This is a genomic window from Myxococcus sp. CA040A, from assembly GCF_013336725.1.
Lineage (GTDB): Bacteria > Myxococcota > Myxococcia > Myxococcales > Myxococcaceae > Myxococcus > Myxococcus llanfairpwllgwyngyllgogerychwyrndrobwllllantysiliogogogochensis.
This window is the reverse complement of record NZ_JABUMR010000007.1, coordinates 451795-470042: the sequence shown is the minus strand read 5'-3', so window position 1 is coordinate 470042 and position 18248 is coordinate 451795. Positions and strand designations below refer to the sequence as shown.

At 66.3% G+C, this 18248-nt stretch carries 10 protein-coding genes; 7 read left to right on the top strand and 3 right to left on the bottom strand.

Annotated features, from left to right (window positions below):
* Positions 1-174: 174 nt before the first annotated feature.
* From HUA75_RS31890 to HUA75_RS31865, 7 genes are all read left to right on the top strand, one after another.
* Positions 175-1209, top strand: a complete 1035-nt coding sequence (locus tag HUA75_RS31890; protein WP_174457335.1) for a trypsin-like peptidase domain-containing protein — start codon at positions 175-177, stop codon at positions 1207-1209.
* A 44-nt stretch (positions 1210-1253) separates the two neighbouring features.
* The gene (locus HUA75_RS31885; protein ID WP_174488529.1) at positions 1254-3857 is read left to right on the top strand and encodes a hypothetical protein; all 2604 of its coding nucleotides are present in this window, start codon (positions 1254-1256) and stop codon (positions 3855-3857) included.
* A 139-nt stretch (positions 3858-3996) separates the two neighbouring features.
* Positions 3997-5091 (top strand): alpha/beta hydrolase family protein, encoded by a 1095-nt coding sequence (locus HUA75_RS31880; RefSeq protein WP_254623668.1) that lies wholly within the window; start codon positions 3997-3999, stop codon positions 5089-5091.
* A gap of 288 nt (positions 5092-5379) precedes the next feature.
* Positions 5380-5514 (top strand): hypothetical protein, encoded by a 135-nt coding sequence (locus HUA75_RS47580; RefSeq protein ID WP_256433547.1) that lies wholly within the window; start codon positions 5380-5382, stop codon positions 5512-5514.
* Between the two features lie 2191 nt (positions 5515-7705).
* Entirely contained in the window at positions 7706-14299 is a 6594-nt protein-coding gene (locus HUA75_RS31875) for an RHS repeat-associated core domain-containing protein (protein WP_371746237.1), read from the top strand.
* A 2-nt stretch (positions 14300-14301) separates the two neighbouring features.
* Positions 14302-14676, top strand: a complete 375-nt coding sequence (locus tag HUA75_RS31870; RefSeq protein WP_174476254.1) for a hypothetical protein — start codon at positions 14302-14304, stop codon at positions 14674-14676.
* 968 nt (positions 14677-15644) lie between these two features.
* On the top strand, positions 15645-15851 hold the full coding sequence (locus HUA75_RS31865; RefSeq protein ID WP_174488527.1) for a hypothetical protein: 207 nt from the start codon (positions 15645-15647) through the stop codon (positions 15849-15851).
* 90 nt (positions 15852-15941) lie between these two features.
* Here HUA75_RS31865 and HUA75_RS31860 read toward each other — a convergent pair whose 3' ends face one another.
* The 3 genes from HUA75_RS31860 to HUA75_RS31850 all read right to left on the bottom strand — a co-directional run bounded on the left by HUA75_RS31860 (position 15942) and on the right by HUA75_RS31850 (position 18238).
* A complete protein-coding gene (locus tag HUA75_RS31860) occupies positions 15942-16250 on the bottom strand; it encodes a hypothetical protein (RefSeq protein WP_174476252.1) in 309 nt (102 codons plus the stop codon).
* Positions 16247-17296: a triacylglycerol lipase gene (locus HUA75_RS31855; RefSeq protein ID WP_254623667.1), complete on the bottom strand. Its 1050-nt coding sequence runs from the start codon at positions 17294-17296 to the stop codon at positions 16247-16249. The genes HUA75_RS31860 and HUA75_RS31855 overlap by 4 nt, the downstream gene beginning before the upstream one ends.
* Before the next feature lie 132 nt (positions 17297-17428).
* Positions 17429-18238, bottom strand: coding sequence for an SDR family oxidoreductase (locus tag HUA75_RS31850; RefSeq protein WP_141643608.1), 810 nt, complete (start codon positions 18236-18238; stop codon positions 17429-17431).
* Positions 18239-18248: the final 10 nt, after the last annotated feature.

Genomic DNA, 18248 nt, shown 5'->3' with positions numbered 1-18248 from the left:
CGGGCCTCGTTGCGGAGGGCCCGGTAACGAGTGTCCGCTCGCGGGCTTCTGGACCCGGCACGTCAGGGCAGAAGGGCGGCTGCCACTGGGAATCCGCTCGGCGAATACAGAAGATTCATCGCAGCGTCGGCAGGCCGGGGAAGGCTTCGTCAGTGGTTCTTCACGGGTGACACCATGGAGCTCGACGGCGCGGAGAGAGACGAGTTGCTGTTGGCGATGCTGGGGGCGTTTCCCTCGGTGGAGGACCTTCGCCGGGTGGTGGCCTCGGTGTGCCACCGGGATTTGGAAGCGCTCGTTCCCACGGGCGGCCCGAGGGAGCGGGCGTCGGGACTCATCCATCGCGCGGAGTCGGAAGGCTGGACGCGGGAGCTGGTGACGGGCATGCACGGTGCCCATCCGCGCCATCCGCGGCTGCATCGCTTCATGCAGGGCTATCTCGCCTCGGTGCAGCGGAGCATTCCGCGGCGCAGCCTGGAGCGCATCGTCGGTGCCTGGAGCGAGGCCGGCGGCGCGGACGGGTGGCGCCGGAGACTGGCCGCGATAGAGCGGCGCGTGTGCCGGGTGGAGCCGGTGCTGGGCGCATCCCTGGGCACGGGGTTCCTGGTGTCGCGCGACGTGGTGCTCACCAACTTCCACGTCATCGAGAACCGGCTCCTGGAGTCGCTGCGCGTGCGCTTCGACCACAAGGTGTTGCCGGACCGGACGTTGCTCCAGCCGGGGACACGCTACGCGGTGAAGCGGTGCATCGCGCGCAGTTCGTACAGTCCCGCGGACCTGATGCACCCCCGGCCCCGCGAGGCGACGGTGGACGAATTGGACTACGCCTTTCTCCAGGTGGAGGGCGCGCCGGGCGACGAGCGGGTGGAGGGCGAGCCCCGGGGCTGGCTGGAGCTGCCCGAGGAGGAGGTGCCCTTCGTCGTGGGAAGCCTGGCGCTCATCGTCCAGCACCCGGAGGGACAGCCGATGAGCGTGGTGCTGGACGAGTTCCTGTCCGTCAACGCGTCACGCACGCGTGTGTCCTATCGGACCTCCACGAGCCCGGGGTCCTCGGGCGCGCCGTGTTTCACCCAGGACTTGCGGCTGGCCGCGTTGCATCACAGCGGAGGACCGCGCCTGCCGTCCGCCACGGGACACAACGAGGGCATTCCCACGGACACCATCCGCCGCGGCCTGTCCCCGGAGGTGAAGGCGCTCCTGGGCTGGGAGTGAGGGTGTGAACTGGAGGCGGGGGACGCGCCTGTTATCGTCGGTGGATGTTCGTCCTCGATGTCCGTTGCCGCCGCCGTGGTCAGGGCCTCCCGCGCCTGGTGTTGCTCGTGGTGCTCACCGCGTCGAGCGTCGCGCTGGCGCAGACGCGGCTGCGCGTGGCCGGCGCCACGGCCAGCAACGAGGTGAAGCTGCGCACGACGTCGGAGGACTTCCGGACGGTGCTGCGTGTGGACCTGCTGTCGCCGCCTCCGGGTGACGCGGGTGTGGAGGAGGCGCTCCCTGGCGGCGTGACGGTGCTGGTGGACCCACTCCAGGCGAGTGACGGCTCCCAGGTGACGCTGACGGCCGTCGTGCGCGAGGCAGGCGCCGAGGACGCGGGCACGGCGGTGTCCACCTCGCCGTCCATCTCCGCGAGAGCCCCGCTACACCTGGAGGTGAGCGGAAAGCTGCCGACGGCGGGGGACTACACGGGGCAGTTGGTGCTGGTGCATGCGGGTGGGCGCGAGACGACGGCGCTCATCGTCACGCGGACGCAGGCGGTGCCAGTGGTGCAGTTCGTGGCGACGTCGCCCGCGGTGGCCTCGTCGGGCTGGGGCCTGGGCACGGTGGATGCGACGGTGCGGCTGCCCTTCAAGGAGACGGCGGGCGTGACGGGGAAGGTGGCCGCGCCCCGGTTGCTCCAGCTTCAGCACAAGGCCCCGGACCTGGGGGCGACGCTGGTGCAGCCGCGCTTCGACGGCGCCAGCTTCTCGCTGGAGGGCGGCGGGAAGGACGGCAAGGATCTGGAGCTGTCGGCCGCGGTCGACTCGGTGCTGGTGCCGGCGAATGGCAGCGGCACGCTGTTGTTGCATCTGCGCGGGTTGGACGGGCCGGGCGAGTACACGGGCACGGTGCGGATGGCGGTGCCGCAGGGCGTGGCGGTGGAGCAGCCCTTCACCGTCTGGGTGAGGACGCCGTGGCTGTGGGGCGCGTTGCTCATCGCGGCGGGCGCGGTGTCGTCGTATGGCGTGCGCCTGTACACGCAGAACATCCGGCCCCGGGCGCAGCAGCTCCAGCGGGCGCAGGCGCTGCGGCGGCGCGCGGCGGTGCTGCTCAATGGTCAGGACGCGGAGACCCGGCGGGTGGGGCTGGAGGTGCGTGCGCGCATCGACTCGCTCGTCTCCCGGATTCGTGGGCCGTTGCGAGGGGGCCGCGTGGCGGAGGCGGAGCTGGCCCGGGTGGAGCCGGAGCTGCGGTTGTACGAGGCGTGGTGCACCGGAACGCGAGAGCTCCAGGCACTGCCCCGGGAGTTGCGGCCGGCGCAGGCGAGCACGCTGCTGGACGAGGCGGAGACGTCGCTACGCATCGGGAAGGTGCCGACGGAGCGACTGGAGGAGCAGCTCAAGGCGCTGCGCGGGCAGAACGTGGAGGAGCTGGCGAGGGCGGGGCTGAAGGCGAAGCTGGCGGAGCTGGAGACGCAGGCGCGCGCGCTGGCGCAGAAGCTGGGGGATGACAGCCTGGGCTTCCGGCTGATGTACGAGCTGTTGCCGCTGCTCCAGGACGTGCGCGCGCGGCTGGACCAGGGAGACCTGGCGACCGCGCGGCAGCAGTTCGAGATGGCCCGTCGCTCCTACTTCGACATCCTCTGCGCGGAGCTGTCGCTGGCGGTGGCCTCGCCGCGCAATCCCCGGGGCTTCTCGCTGGAGGAGTGGCGCGAGCTCACCACGGACGTGAAGGAGCGGCTGAAGCAGGCGCGGGCCCGCGCGGACGTCAGCGTGGACGATGGCTTCCGGCTGTACCAGGGCGCGTATGCGCACTACGTGCGGCGGCTCCTGCTGGAGCTTCGTGGAGCACTGGAGGAGGCGAGGAGCACGGCCAGCGATGCGCAGAAGGCGGAGCTGGACAACGCGGAGGCGAAGCTGCGCGAGGCGATGCTGGCGCTGGCGGCGGAGTCTCCGCACGAGGCCGCCGCGAAGTACCGCGAGGCACGCGACATCCTTCATCACGCGCAGACGGGCCAGGTGCGCAAGCGCATCGACGGACTGCGCGAGGAGGTGGCGCGCAAGCGAAGCGAGGCCACCGCGGACTCCGAGCTGCATGAGCTGGGGCACATCGACTCGCTGCTGAACGAGGCTCAGCTGGCGCTGACGCCGGAGACGCTGCAGGACGCGGACTACAAGGCGGACAAGGCGCGGCTGGCGCTCCAGAGCTACCCGAGTCCACAGAGCGCCAGCATGAGCGGCAGGATGGGGATTCCCGCGGGGAGGGAGTCGCTGTTGGCCAATGCGGCCTCCGCGCCAGAGGTGCCCTCGGCCAGCGCGCCCACGGGAGGCAGCCTGCCGTCGCTGCCGGAGGCTCCGGGCGATGACGACGCGGATTCCGCGGGTGGGCTCGGCGCGCTGGAGGGCATGCCGCTGCCTTCGCCGCGTCATCTGTGGCTGGTGGAGCTGGCGCTGCTGGTGCTGCTGACGGGCGTGGCGGTGGTGCTGGGACTCCAGCTCCTCAACGTCTTCTCTCCGACGTGGGGAGGCTTCGGCGCGGGCATGACGGCGTTCCTCTGGGGCTTCGGACTGCACCAGGTGGGCAATGCCAGCTTCGAGGGCCTCTCCGGCCTGTTGACGCGCGTGGAGCGGCGGGGCGGCGCGAGTGATGGGGGCGGCGGTTCCTGAGCGCCCGCGTCATGCCCGGCTCGAGAGGCCGGGTCTGGGCGGCAATTTATGACGGCGCCGCAATGGCTGTCATGGCTCGGGTTGATTTGTCATTCCTGGGGACTTGCGCGATTTGAGTTGAATCCCTAGTGGTGGGCGTATGTCCAAAGACAAGGCAGTCCCCCCTGTCCGTTGCTCGGCGGTGTCCTGGCGTTCCACGGTGGTGAGCGCGCTTGCCCTGGTCGCCGTCTGGGTGGGCGGCGCGCCCCAGATGGCTCATGCGGAGGAAGACGCGGCGGTCTCCACGCTGGAGGCGAGTCTGGCTCCGTTCTTCGGCTCGGGCCATGGCATCACCGTGCATGCGGTGCGGCCCATCACGGACCGGCTCATCGACGTGGAGATTTCCACGGCGCTCGTCTCGCTCAACGCCGTCTATGACCCGCGTCACCATGTCCGTGTGTTGTTGCCCACGGGCTACGAGCAGAACCCGGGCTTGCGCTATCCCGTCGTGTACCTGCTGCATGGAGGCGCTGGAGCGAACTCCGCGCAGTGGGTGGAGTTCGGTGCGGCGTATGCGATTACGGAGAACATGCCGGTCATCACCATCATGCCGGACGGTGGCAAGGTGGGTTGGTATACGAACTGGGTCTTTCCTCGCGGGGTGAATCAGGCGTGGGAGGAGTTCCACCTGAACCAGTTGATTCCGTGGGTGGACCAGAACCTGCGCACGCTCGCGTACAAGAAGGGGCGGGCGATTGCGGGCCTGTCGATGGGAGGCTTTGGGGCCATCAGCTATGCGGCGCGGCGGCCGGACCTGTTCGCCTATGTGGCCAGCTTCTCCGGGGCGCTGGACCTGGGGGACTCGGGCATCCGCGCGCTCATCACCGAGGAGGCCACGCGGTGGCTCCAGAACTCGGACGGCCCGTTTGGCTCGCCGTTCTGGCCGTTCGACCAGGCGTGGAACATGAACAATCCGCTGGGGCGCGCCGCGGGGCTGCGGGGCGTGGCGGTGGCGCTCTACGCGGGCTCGGGCACGTGGGATGGGGATGTGGTGGAGCGTGTTCCGGGGGCATCCACGGACCGCTTCCACCACGCGCTCAACGGTGCCGGGGTGCCGCACCACTATGAGATGTATGGCCGCCCCCTGCCGGGCCAGAAGCCGTTCGGCTGCGACGGCGGCCACAACTTCAGCTGCTGGAACTACGCGTTCTTCGACGTGCTGCCCAGGATGTTGTCGGTGCTTGACGGGCCCTGAGGGCTACGCCTTTAAACATCGCGCTCCACGAGGAATGGCTGCTGGCGGGCGAGCAGGTGTACTTGGCAAGCGGCTGCTCCGTATGCGTGCCCTTGCCCCTGTGCTGACGGTAGCCCCTGGCCACTTTGGGCGTGGGGGTTCTACTGTCATGTTCGAAGCCATCGTGGAGCGCTTGCTTGCCCAGAGCCCACTCCCTGTCTTGGCCCGGGTGGTGCCGGAGCGTGCCTGTGACGCAGCGTTGGTCGATGCGGCGCTCCATGAGCACAGAGGCCGGCAGTATGAGCGGAGTTGCTGTTCTCCGACGACGTCGACCGCACGAGCCTGGTGGTGCTGGGCATGCGACCGCGCTGCACCCTGCTGCCCAGCGGCACCGACCTCTCGTCGAACACGAAGGTGTGCCGAGCCGGCGGTCCTCTGGCGTAGCCCGTGCGCGCTCCTTCGGGTGTGCGCCGTTACGCAGTGCCTCAGTCCATTTCACCCTGACGTTGAGTGATGCCACCACCCACGCAGGTCGAAGCAATGCTGCGTCCCAGACGCCATGTCTGGGTTTCCGACACTGCTCGTTCGACGCCTGATCAGGGCAGGCCAGCATGTCGCCTCCGTCGCAGGTGCGCGCAACGAAAGCACCGTGCATGAGTTGATGCCTCTCCTCGGTCGTGATAGCACGCGCACTCCCGCATGAGCCCCCCACTCATCTAATGGCGGCACGGAGAGTTGGGATAGGTGGCGACTACAGCAGGCGTTAGTGCGGCCCCCGCGCCAGTCGAGGTTGAAACCGAGTTCAATGGAGGGACGCCCCGAGCCGGCATCGGGTGCTATCTCCGCAGGCGGCGACGGATTCTTTCAGGAGTCGTGGTCCCTGGATGGCTTGTCTTTCGGTGAAGCTACAGTTCCCAGGTTTCATTCGCTGGACCGAAGTCGTGAGCCTCTGTCGGACCCGCATGATTGAGTCATCTGCGAAAGGCGTAGGTGGTGCTGTTGATTTGGACTGAGCTGCAGGGAGTATTCAAGTAGCCGGCACTTGCAGTCGCGATGAGAGTCGTGCCTTGCCTCATGGTGTTACGAGGCGTCGTCCGCTGAGGAGCGGTTTCCTGATGAGCTTTGTTTCTTTGCATTCCGTTGTTTCGCGGATGGCGGGAGTCGTGCTCCTGGTGGCGGTGCTTGGTGGGCACGAAGCGACGGCCACGTGTTTTCCTGAAGGCGCTACCCAGGCATGTAGCAAAGGTGCGTGTGTGGGTACGCAGGTGTGCAACGAGTATTGGAGCGACTGCTCCTACGTGACCAACTCGACGCAGTCTTGCGCGGTCTGCGGCCGCTCTGGCTTTCTCCGGTGTGATTCGGATGGTGAGGTGATCTCCGGCTCGTGTACGGCCTTGGGGCCAGAGGTCTGCAACAACTGCGATGATGACGGCGACGGCCTCGTGGACGAAGGGCTCACTGCGGGGGCATGTGATCCCCAGGGCAATGGCTGCTCAGGAACGATGACCTGTGTAGCGGGTGGGTGGACCTGCAGCATTCCTCCAGGCAAGCAGCTGTCGTGCAGCGGCCAATGTGGGGCCGAAGCCTACCGACGGTGTGGCCAGGATGGCTCGCTTGGTCCGTGCACGCGAGTGACTGCCGCAGGCGAGTCGTGCAATGGGTGCGACGACGACCGAGATGGACTCGTCGACAACGCGCCTGGGCAGGGGGCGGACACATTGACCACCATTTGCGTGGGGCCCAACGGTGCCTGTCCTGGCTCGACGACTCGCTGCTCGGGAGGGGCGTGGTCGACCCAGTGCGACGCTCCCCCGGAGCAGTGCAATGGCCTGGACGATGACTGTGACGGCGCATTCGATGAAGGGGGCATCTGTCGCTCGGACACCCTCACGTGCCAGTGTCAACCCTGGACCTGCTCGCAGCTGGGGGTGAACTGCGGCTCTGTGCCGAATGGCTGTGGCGGGACGCTCGAATGCGGTGGCTGTACCGCGGGGCAGTCTTGTGGCGCCGGTGGCCTCCCCAACGTTTGTGGCACGACCAACGGGTGTATTCCCGTTTCCGTGAACACGGCCTGTGGTGGAAAGAACTGTGGCCCTGCCGCAGATGGGTGCGGGGACAGCTACTCCTGTGGTACCTGCACTGGCTATACTTCCTGTGGAGGAGGAGGTACGCCGGGTGTTTGTGGATGCACGCCTCTGACTCAGACGACCGCTTGCAACGGCAAGAACTGTGGTGCGGTCTCCAATGGCTGCGGCGGGTCGGTTTCGTGTGGCACCTGCGCCAGTCCAAACTCTTGCGGCGGTGGCGGGACACCGAATGTCTGTGGTTGCACGCCAACAGCGAAGGCGGCCGCATGCGCGGGAAAGAACTGCGGCCAGGTATCCAATGGGTGCGGGGGCTTCCATGACTGTGGTTCCTGCGCCAGTCCGCAGTCTTGCGGCGGCGGGGGAGCACCGAATGTCTGTGGGTGTACTCCGGTTCCCCAGGGGACGGCCTGCAATGGCAAGAACTGTGGCTCCGTTCCCAACGGTTGTGGCGACACATACACCTGTGGCACCTGCAGTGGCCATAACTCGTGCGGTGGCGGGGGCACGCCCAATGTCTGCGGTTGCAGGCCGATGACCAAGCCGGAGGCATGTGGTCTGGCGGAGCTGGAGTGTGGCTCCACTACCAATGGTTGCGGCGGCAGCATCATCTGTGGCCCGTGCCCAACAGGCACCTTCTGCAAGGCCGGCGTGTGCGAAGGCGATTTGGATACCCGGAGGAGCCAGGACTAGTCGTCCGGCTTGTTCTCTCGATGAAGACTCGTGGCGATGGTCGAGGCCGTCAGATGAAGCGACTTCTTTTCTCCGCATGGTGCGTGGCAATGGCCACGGGGTCCTGTGGCCCTTCGGATATAGCGACGTGGGACAATCAGGAGTCCCTGGGCAGGAACAAGGGACGGGTGGTGGAGCCTCCCAGCGATACCGTCCTGCCAACACAAGTTGGCGCGGATGGTTTCGTGGCGGAGCGAGTGACTGGACAGTCCGGGGTGAGCCCGGACGGCTCCGCTACCTATACGCTACCCCTGTGGCTGCCCACGGGCCGTGCGGGCGTCCAGCCTGAGTTGTCACTGGGCTATCGCAGTAGCGGCTCCAACGGCCCACTCGGGCGCGGGTGGAGCCTGTCTGTGAGCTCGCGAGTCGCCCGCTGCGCCAAGACCATGGCCCAGGATGGGGACGCCGCGCCCATCACCTTCACGAGTTCGGACGCCTTCTGTCTGGATGGTCAGCGCCTGGTGTCCATCCAAGGCGCCTATGGGGCCTCTGATACGGAGTACCGCACCGAGGAGGAGAGCTTCACGAAGGTGGTGTCGCTCTCCGCTGACGCGCAGGGGCCCCTCCAGTTCAAGGTCTACCAGAAGGGTGGCCTCATCCTGACGTATGGCCTGCTGCACAACTCGACGCTCGCTGGAAGGCGCGTCAGTGTGCGCCCCACCTTGGGCGAGGGGATTTCCACCACCCTGGAGGGGCAGGACAGCCGCTTGGTGTGGTCCCTGGCGAAGGTAGAGGACCGCAGCGGCAACTCCATCAACTACCACTACACCGTCCATAGCGATGCCGCTGGCGTGGGGTATGAACAGACGTTGGACCGCATCGCCTATACCGCCTCCTCCGTTGGGGCGGGGATGGCGGCCTCGCGCTTTGTCGACTTCGACTACGGGGGGGATGCTCGGCCCGACACGAGGTCCATCTATGTTTCGGGCCTGTCGCTGAAGATGTCGCGGCGGGTGCGCGAGATTCGTCTGAGCGCGCCGAATCCCACGACGGTGGGGCTCGTCCGCGCCTATCGCTTCACTTATGCCCAGGACTCCGTGAGCAACCTCAGCCTGCTGCGGACCTTCCAGGACTGTGACGGTGCTGGGGCCTGTAAGCGCCCCATGACGTTCGACTACACCCAGAACGACCCCGGCTTCGAGGAGGTGAATACGGGCCTGACGGACCTGACACAGGGTTCCATGTTCAACGGCCGCTTCTGGGTTCTCAACCCCGTGGATGTGGACGGCGACGGTCGCGACGACCTCCTCTACCGCACGCCGGATGATGATGTAGGGAGCTACAAGTGGACCCTGCGCCTGTCATCTTCGTCGGGGCAGTTCACCGTGGGCGAGACGGGCAATCTCCCGCGCGCGTGCTGGGAGGCCCCAGCGGGGCTGGACGGACGCTGGGTGGACATCAATCTGGATGGTCGCATCGACGTTAGCCTCGAGGAGTACGAGGGCTGCGTCACCAGTCCTCCCCGGAGGCTGAAGCACTTCCAGCGAACCAACCATCCTCCCCCTTCCTATAACTGGTTCTCGGAGACGGGAGACGACGGTCGAGGGGGAAATTTCTGGTACGCCGAACTCAACGGTGATGGCTATCCAGACCTGGTTCGCGAGAGTCTGGTGAACAACTCCAGGCAACTGGGCTACCGCCTCAATGTGGGAGGGACGCTCCAGGCGTTCCAGCCCATTGTGACATCGGTCCGTAACGACAATGCACAGATGGTGGCTGACCTGGAGGGTACCGGCAAGTCCAGCCTGCTCATCCTCGATATGCAGGACAGGCCAGGTGTTCCTGGCAGCTACGACGTGGTGGGGTCGAAGTACTGGGCGGTGACGCTGCGCAACGGCACCTTCACGAAGGAGGAGACGACCCTTGTCCGGACCGATGTGTCGGGAAAGCAATATTTCTTCCCCGACCTGAATGGTGACTCCCTGCCCGATGCCCTGCGCGCGAAGGCCGATGGCACGGAACTGGAGGTGCTCGTGAACACGGGCAACGGTTTCGCCGAGCCCGTCGCCGTAGCGCTTCCGCCAGGAGGCGGGCTCGGGAGCTTCACCCGAGACAATGGCATCCGCGTGCTGGACTACAACGATGACGGGCGCCAGGACTTGTTGTTGATGGACCGCGTGGGGGATGTGCGAACGGGGTTGGTGGTGCTCGAGTCCCAGGGCACGGGCTTCGCCCTGCGCCCGCTGCCCATCCCGGTGGGACAGGTCGCTTCGACGCGAGGGTACAAGCTCTCTCAGGTGCTGGACTACAATGGCGATGGCCTGATGGACCTGGCTCAGGTCGTCGATGGCTCGTTGCGCCTCTATAAACGCAAGGGAACCAAGGCGGGGCTGCTGGCGAGTGTCAGCGACTCCCTGGGCGCACAGGTCCGGTTCACCTACAAGCCGATGGTGGACTCCACCGTTTACACGCCGGGCACCACCTGCACGTGGCCGCAGCACTGCCTTCGCAAAGGCATGTGGCTGGTGGCCGAGCACATCTCCGACGCGGGGGACCACCCCATGCGCGTGAGGCAGTACAGCTACGAGGACGGTCGCTCGGACCTGTTGGGCCGTGGCTGGTTGGGCTTTGGCGCGGTAACCGTGCGCGAGGTGGCGGCTGGAACGGAGCTGCGCGCCGAGTTCGACAATCAGACGCGGGTGGGGACGGCCTATCCGCATGCGGACAAGCCACTCAAGGAGGTGGCCCGCATCACCTCGGGCGATCGGCTCAATGTCCAGACTCGGCAGGTGACTCGTGAGCACCGGGTTCGAGCTGGCGTTGGCGCGGGGACGGTCATCACGATGCTTCCCGTGGGGTTGACGGAAGAGGTTCATGACCGTCAAGCCTCCGAGCCAGAGACCGCGGGGCTTCTGCGGCGGGTGGAGAGCACGCGGGAATATGATTGGACCTACGGCAATGCCACGAGTTGGCGCGAGGCCGTGGGTTCGGAGGTGACGACGGGGACCGAGATGTTCCTCAACGACGCGTCCACCTGGCTCGTGGGATTGACGCTACACCAGACGGTGACAAGCACCGTCAACAGTGCCTCCGTGACGAGGAGCCAGTCCTTCACCTACCAGCCCGGGACAGCGTTGCTGTCCAGCGAGTCTGTGGAGGCGGGGGACCCGAGCCTGGCGCGGACGACGACATACCTGAGGGACTCGGATGGACTGGCACGGCAGATTGTCCGCACCGCGGCGGGGTTGCCGGCTCGGACCACCTCCATCACCTATGACACGGTGGACCGCACCTGGCCGTCAGTGATGACCAATGGGCTGGGGCACTCTGTGAGCCTCGCCTACCACGGAGGACTGGGCCTGCTCGCGTTGGAGGTGGACGCCAATGGGCTCACCACGCGCAAACAGTATGATGGGTTTGGCCGGCTGAGGAACATTGATGTTCCGGGGCTGTCGGACACGACGCTCAGCTATACGGCCTGCGCGGACAGCTCCCTCTGTGCGCTGACGAGCACGGTCCGGCGGCGCACCTCGGTCTCAGCGGACGGGTACCAGGAGGAAGTCTCCACGGCGGACCGACTGGGCCGGCCCAGGAGCTTCAGCCGGAGGGAGTTTGGCGGGGGACTGGCCACCACGACGCTCGAGTATGACGGCCTGGGCCGGCTGAGGAAGCAATGGGTGCCCTCTCCGACAGGCTTCGAGCGAGTCGCCACCACCTTCACCTACGACAACCTGGGCCGCCGCGTGCGCATGGAGTCGCCGGACGGTACGCATCAGGATTGGAAGTACGAAGGCGCCAAGCACTCCAACTGGGATGAGAAGGGCAACCTGGTCGAGAGTTGGTTTGACGCCCAGGGCCGCCTGCTGCGCACCGAGGACGTCGTGGAGACCCGGCGTCTGGCGTCGACCTACACCTATGCCCCGTTCGGGCTGCTGGCCTCCGTGACGAATGGGTATGGTCAGGGGCCTCATTACACGTATGACAAGCTAGGGCGCGTCCTCCAAATCCAGGAGCCCAACGCCGGGACACTGCTGACGCAATACAATGGCTTCGACGAAGTCACTCAAGAGACTCGCGCCAACGGCGACACGACGACCTACGCGCGGGATGTGTTGGGGCGTGTCGTCACGCGGACCGACCGGACGGGCGTGTCCCGCTTCACGTGGGACGTCTCCGGCTCGCTGGGCAAGGTGGGGGCGCTGCTGAGCAGCTCACAGGAGGGAGACCCGGGGTCCAACCTGGACGATATCAGCGTCGTCTACACCTACGACGCGCTGGTGCGCCCGGTGGACGAGACGTGGAGCGTGGAGGGCAGCGTCTTCTCCCTCTCCCGGACGTTCGACGACTACAACCAGTTGCAGCGGCTGTCCTATCCCTCCGCCGGGGGGCAACGCTTCGCGGTGGACTACCAGTACAAGCGCTGGGGTGTCCTGGAGTCGGTGAAGAGTGCGGGTAGCGGGCAGACCTTCTGGCAGGCGCAATCGCGAAACGGGCAGGGACAACTGACGTCGGAGGTCTTCGGCAACGGGGTGGTGAGCCAGCGCCGATACGACACCCGGGGTCGTCCGCTGTTCATCGAGACGAAGGCGGGGGCGCAGGCGCGCCAGGTCCTGGCCTACGAGTACGAGTCGAACGGCAACCTGCGCGGAAGGCATGACCGCGTGGGGTCGACGACGGAGGACTTCACCTACGACGCGCTGGACCGGCTCAAGAGTTGGACGGCCTTCCAGAATTGCGGCTCCACGGCGGTGGACTTCAACTACGACGACCTGGGCAACCTGTTAGGACGTACGGTGCGCCAGGGGGCCGGGGAGAGCCTCTCATACTTCTACGAAGGTACGGGGGGCGCAGGGCCCCATGCGGTGTCGCGCTCCTCCTTGGGGGCGTACACCTACGACGCGAATGGCAACCAGCTCACCGCGCCTGGACGGACGGTGGAATACACGCCCTTCAACTTGCCCTCGCGCATCACCAGCGGCTCCCAAGACCTGACGTACCGCTACAACGCCCACGACAAGCGGACGGTGAAGCGCTCCTCGGCCGGGGATGTGACTTTTTACGTAGGGGACCTCTACGAGATGAGGCGCACGGCGTCGGGGGTCGTGCTGCATGCCTTCAATGTAGTGGGGGCGGATGGGGCTGTCGCCCAGGTGTCGTGGACGACGAACGCCTTGGGGCAGTTGGTCGCACAGAAGACGCTCTATCTGCACAAGGACAACCTGGGCTCGGTCGACACGCTCACGGATGAGGGGGGCGCGGCTTTCGAAGTGTTGAAGTACGAGCCCTATGGCGGCAGGCGGTATCCGCATTCAATGGGGAGTCCGCAGACGCGCGGCAACTCGCGGGTGCGTCAGGGCTTCACCGGACACGAGCATGACGAGGAGGTGGGCCTCATCAACATGAGGGGGCGCATGTATGACCCGAGATTGGGTCGCTTCCTGAGCGCGGACCCCCTGTTCTCAGGACCTCGGATGAGCCAGGTGCTCAACCGTTACAGCTACGTGCTGAACAACCCGGTGCGATACACGGACCCCTCGGGTTTCGTGCCCAACGAGCTGCCGGTCATCATCTATGACAGTTGGTACGGAGGCTTCGCGGTTGCGGGGGCGGCGCGCGGGGGCGGTGCCACCACTCCGTCGGACTGGTGCACGACTCCAGAGGAGGGCGCCACCTGCTACGTGGGCTTTGAGTCGAAGCCGCCACCCGAGTTCGTCATGTCCGAGGAGTTCAGGTACTTTGTCCTGAGGACTATGTACTCGCGGCCCGACCCCCTCGAGACGGTGAAGGGCGTATTTCTGGGTGCGATTGGCGGAGCTGTCCCCTTCCTGGACCTGGTGTCCCCTCCTGAGGGGCAAACGCGCGACTTCTATGTCGGCTACGCCGGAGCTCAGTTTGCGTGGGGTGTGGTCCGGTTGATTGGAGGGACGATTGGGCTCGCCGGTGGCAGCGCCGTCGCAGGGGCTGGAACCGCAGCGACGGGAACGGGCATTTTGGCACCTGTGGGCGCGCCAGCGGCGGCTGTGGGCGGTGCCGTGGCGGTGACGAGCCCCATCGCCCTAGGACTCGGCGCGCTGAACATCGTGGCTGCCGCCAATACCGTGCAGATGGCCAATCAGGCCGGGAGCGGTGCGGGTGGGAAAGCCGGAGAGAGTGCCGCAAAGGAGAGCGTGAACTGGAAGAGCGTCAAGACGTTCCAGCACACGTTCAAGAAACATGGGGAGGGCGCGAAGATCACCCGTAGCCTCACAGATACGGCTCGAGCCACAGGGAAGCCCCAAGGACAGTGGCTGGACAATGAGGCCGCTGCGGAGTTGTTGCACAGCCACAAGGCTGGGCTTGAAGGCCCGGCGTCGATTCGCATCCCCGAAGGCCTCGGACAGGTCATCATGCCGGACGGGTCCGTCGTGGGCACGACACGAGCGACGATGGTCCCTGGCCCCAACGGTTTTGTAACCGCCTACCCCATCCCCTGATCATGATCGCCTTGAAGAAAGCGTCCATCGACAAGCTGACTGCCGCACTTGATCTTCCTGCCAATGGCCAAGAGCAGGACTGGGAGATCGAACTGGCGGATCCCTCGCGCGTAGGTGAGTTTCTGACCGCGTATCGGTCACTTCCTCTGAGCCCAGACGACAAGGTTGCGCTTATGGCGCTGATACTTGCCTCCGTGGATCGCAGGCTGGATTCTGGGATCGGTGTCCCGACCGAGTGGACTCAGATCGTGGAGTTGCTCCGTGCTGACCGGGACCTTCATCGTGCGTCGCTTGAGTACTGGACGTGCGAGGGGGACGACGATCCCGACAGCTGGTTTCAGCTGACTCCTCTGGTTCGGTCCGTGTCCACGGGTTGAGGGAGGCGCGGGTCCGGCGGACCGAGCGCACAACCTTCACCTTCCGCCCCACCCATCCTCCCCGAGTGGCGCAGGCCGCTGAATCCAGCCCAGGTTGTGCTCCAGCGTCCAGGTCCTAACCAGCGTCCGCCGGGGCACATGCCTGGCCTGGGCGATCTCCCTCCAGTTCCGGCCCTCGGCGCGCAGCGCGGACACGGCATCGAGATCCGCATCCCGCCGGGGCCTGCCGATGGTCTTGCCGCTCCTGGTGCGGCCCGTGGCCTTCACCCTGGCCGGGCTGGCGCGTACCCGGTCCCGGAAGGGTAAGCGCTCAGGGAGGGATGTGCGGCTGAAGAGGGAGCAGGCCAGAAGCCGTTCGGCTGCGACGGCGGCCACAACTTCAGTTGCTGGAACTACGCGTTCTTCGACGTGCTGCCCAGGATGTTGTCGGTGCTCGACGAGCCCTGAGAGTCACTCCTCTACCAACGCACGTGGCGTTCGAACGGCCTCAGGCAGTGAGGCTGAGGTCGGTTCGACGCGGGGATGGACTGCGGAGCGTTGGGCATTTCGTGCGGTCAGGGAGGCATTCCCTCGAGCCATGAGCCGAGCGATGGTGCGGCTCTGCGGTGGCTGCGGGGGACGTTGGCGTGCAGGTCGAGCCACACGTGCTCGATGCGATTTCCCTGAGGCCGTACGGACATTGAACTCTCCGGCTGGGTAACGCTTCTGGTTGTCGCCAGGAGTCACGACCACCCGCGCTGTCCTGGCAGGCACCAGTCGCGCACACTCAGCGATAGAGTGAATCAATGCGCCTACAACCTGACCACGTTGCTCTATTCCATGAGCGGTTCTTCGACTTCCATGACGGAGTGGTGCGCAAGGTCGAGCTTGAGGTAGGAGTCGCTTCAAGAGCCTGTCGGATTGAAGTGCAGTGCAAAGACCGAGATTCGCGCTCTGGATGGTCCAGGGTCACTTTTTCTGTGCGAGACGTGAAGGAGTTCAGGTTTCAGCTTGGCAGGACGACATTCGAGGTGCTGTCGGGCGGGGTGCAGATCGCCTGGCAAGACGACCGTGTGTATGTGGTTCTGGATGCCTATCCTGATGACGGGCCTGGACTGCCTGATTTGGCGAAGAACACTGCGTTTGTTGCAGGTGCGGATTGCGAATGGAGTTGCGTCGAGGAGCTTGATGACTGACGGGGCGCAGCTCGAACAGATTCGCCTGGTCGTTGCAGCTTGAGGGAGGTGACGGCCGTGTGGATTTGCTCCACGAAGTAACGGTTGCCGTCAAAGAGGATGTTTAGAGGGATGGTCCTGAGCGTCCGTCTGGGAGAGCTGCCGCCGCTCGAAGAGGTCCAGGGCGACGTCCAGCGTCCCATCGACGGCGCGGTTGACCCAGCGGACCATTCCATAGGTGCCGGAGAGGGCGGCGTCATGGAGGGATTGCAGGGCGCCCACGGGTGCGTCGAGCGTGGGAATCAACCGCAGCACCTCGAAGGGCTTCGCGGCGCTGGAGCGGTGGATGCGCTCCACCGCCATGGCGCCCTGCTCCACGGCATCGTGTACCAGGTCCTTCACACCACGTAGGCGAGTCATGAGGCCTCCACTGCGAGCGACTCGCGGAGCCGCGCGTAGACGTCCGCGTGGTGGGCGAGGGTGACGTGGTCGATACCTGCGACCACCTTGACGTTTTCCGGCGGGAACAGCGGGCTCGTATCACGCGGGCCGGTGCGGCCGGAAGCGCTCGCCAGGGAGACGACGCCGTCACCGAACATGGCGGACAGCCACTGTCCCTGCTGGCCGAGCGCCCCGACGATGAGGTGGTGGGCGATGCCCGGAGGAGGAAGCAAGGGCTTGCATGGAGACGCGGTGTCTTCCCAGTCCTGTCGGCGCAGTCGCGCGACGCCCAGGTCCTTCACGCCGCTGCTGCGCAGGTCGACGACGTCGGCGACCAGGCGGGTGTAGGGATTGGGCACGGCGCGGAGGACCTGGGCGACGACGTTGCCCATGCGCTCCAGGGGGCTGCCGAAGTGGGGCACGCCGATCGAGTACGAGCGGCGCACGTGGGAGAGCCAGGAGAGGCAGCTCTCGGAGGCGATGTGGCAGGCGCTGCGCAGGACGAGGCCGCCCATGCTGTAGCCGACGAGGACGAGCTCGGTGATGGGGACGGGGAACTCGGCGACGAGGCGTTGCAGGAGGTTCGCGAGGGCCTCGCCGTTGTCGGAGATGTGCAGGCCGGTGTTGTAGCGGAGGTAGAGCGGGGTGAAGCCCGCGTCGCGCTCCAAAAGGGTGCCGTAGTCGGTGGTGGGCTCGGCGGGGAAGGCCCAGACGGCCTCGGTGACGGCGAGTCCGTGGACCCAGAGGGCCACGCGTCCTGTCGACTGGGGATGGGCGGCGCGCAGGGCCTCTCGCTCGACAGGGAGGGGGCGGCCCTCGTGGTAGAGGCCCATGGGCGTGGCGAGCGCGTTGTTCTGTCGGTGGAGGTAGTCGCCCAGCACGCCGTTGAGCACGCCGAGCGCGACGTCCACCTTGCCCACGCGAGGCTTGGGCGGAGCGGGGAGCGCCGCTTCGGCGGGAGAGGACGAGACCACCGGGAACCCAGGCTCGGAGTCTGGGGTTTCAGGCCCTTCCGAAGTCGTCATTCAGTACCTCCACGCGCAGTATGACACGATGCGTCATGGAAGTCGAATCACGGCCTGGACGCAGGGAAGCTCCCTCTCAGGGCGTCCGTCCTTGCCACTGAATGAGCCCTCTCCTTCAGCCCATGGCCCCGCTCACTTCCGCCGTTCCTGAATCGCCTTGAACACGATGCGGTCCAGGAAGCCCGGGGTGAAGAGCTTCAGGTACTGACCCACCTTGCCCTTGGTGGTCATCACCACCTCGCGCTCACGCTGATCCATGGCCTTCAGGATGATGGACACGCATGTGCCCACGTCCATGTTGCCTTCCGTCTCGTCGTGCGCGCTCACCTGCAGCGGCTTGCCGTCCTTGCCCAGCGCGTTGGCGCGCACGTTCGTCGCGACGAAGCCGGGGCACACCACCGTCACGTCCACGCCCGTCCCCATCAACTCCACGCGCAGTGAGTCGAAGAACCCGTTCATCGCGTGCTTGCTCGCCGCATAGCCCGAGCGCGTGGGCACGCCCGTCTTCCCCGTCAGTGACGACACCGCCACCAACAACCCGCGCCGTGCCTTCAGGTGCGGCAGCGCATGGTGCGTGCAGTACACCGAGCCCAGGTAGTTGATGCGCATCAGCCGCTCGAAGAGCGTCAGGTCCGTGACGTCCTCGAACCGCGCGTCCATGGAGATGCCCGCGTTGTTGACGAGCACGTCCACGCCGCCGTACGCCTCCACCGCGCGGTCCACCATCCGCCGACACGCCTCCGGGTCCCCCACGTCCGTGGCGACCGCGATGGCCTTCCCGCCCGCCGCCTCACACCGCTGCTTCACCCGCTGGAGGGCATCCTCACTCCGCGCGGCCAGCACCAGATTCGCGCCCCGCGCCGCGAGCGCCACCGACAGCTCCTCGCCGATGCCCATGGAGGCACCGGTGACCACCACGCTCTTGCCTTGCATGGCCCGCATTGTCGCCCCG

Bases quoted from the DNA above. Each gene is read 5' to 3' on its own strand.
- HUA75_RS31890 (WP_174457335.1), top strand. From the start codon at position 175: ATGGAGCTCGACGGCGCGGAGAGAGACGAGTTGCTGTTGGCGATGCTG.
- HUA75_RS31885 (WP_174488529.1), top strand. From the start codon at position 1,254: ATGTTCGTCCTCGATGTCCGTTGCCGCCGCCGTGGTCAGGGCCTCCCG.
- HUA75_RS31880 (WP_254623668.1), top strand. From the start codon at position 3,997: ATGTCCAAAGACAAGGCAGTCCCCCCTGTCCGTTGCTCGGCGGTGTCC.
- HUA75_RS31875 (WP_371746237.1), top strand. From the start codon at position 7,706: ATGTGGTCTGGCGGAGCTGGAGTGTGGCTCCACTACCAATGGTTGCGG.
- HUA75_RS31870 (WP_174476254.1), top strand. From the start codon at position 14,302: ATGATCGCCTTGAAGAAAGCGTCCATCGACAAGCTGACTGCCGCACTT.
- HUA75_RS31860 (WP_174476252.1), bottom strand. From the start codon at position 16,250: ATGACTCGCCTACGTGGTGTGAAGGACCTGGTACACGATGCCGTGGAG.
- HUA75_RS31855 (WP_254623667.1), bottom strand. From the start codon at position 17,296: ATGACGACTTCGGAAGGGCCTGAAACCCCAGACTCCGAGCCTGGGTTC.
- HUA75_RS31850 (WP_141643608.1), bottom strand. From the start codon at position 18,238: ATGCGGGCCATGCAAGGCAAGAGCGTGGTGGTCACCGGTGCCTCCATG.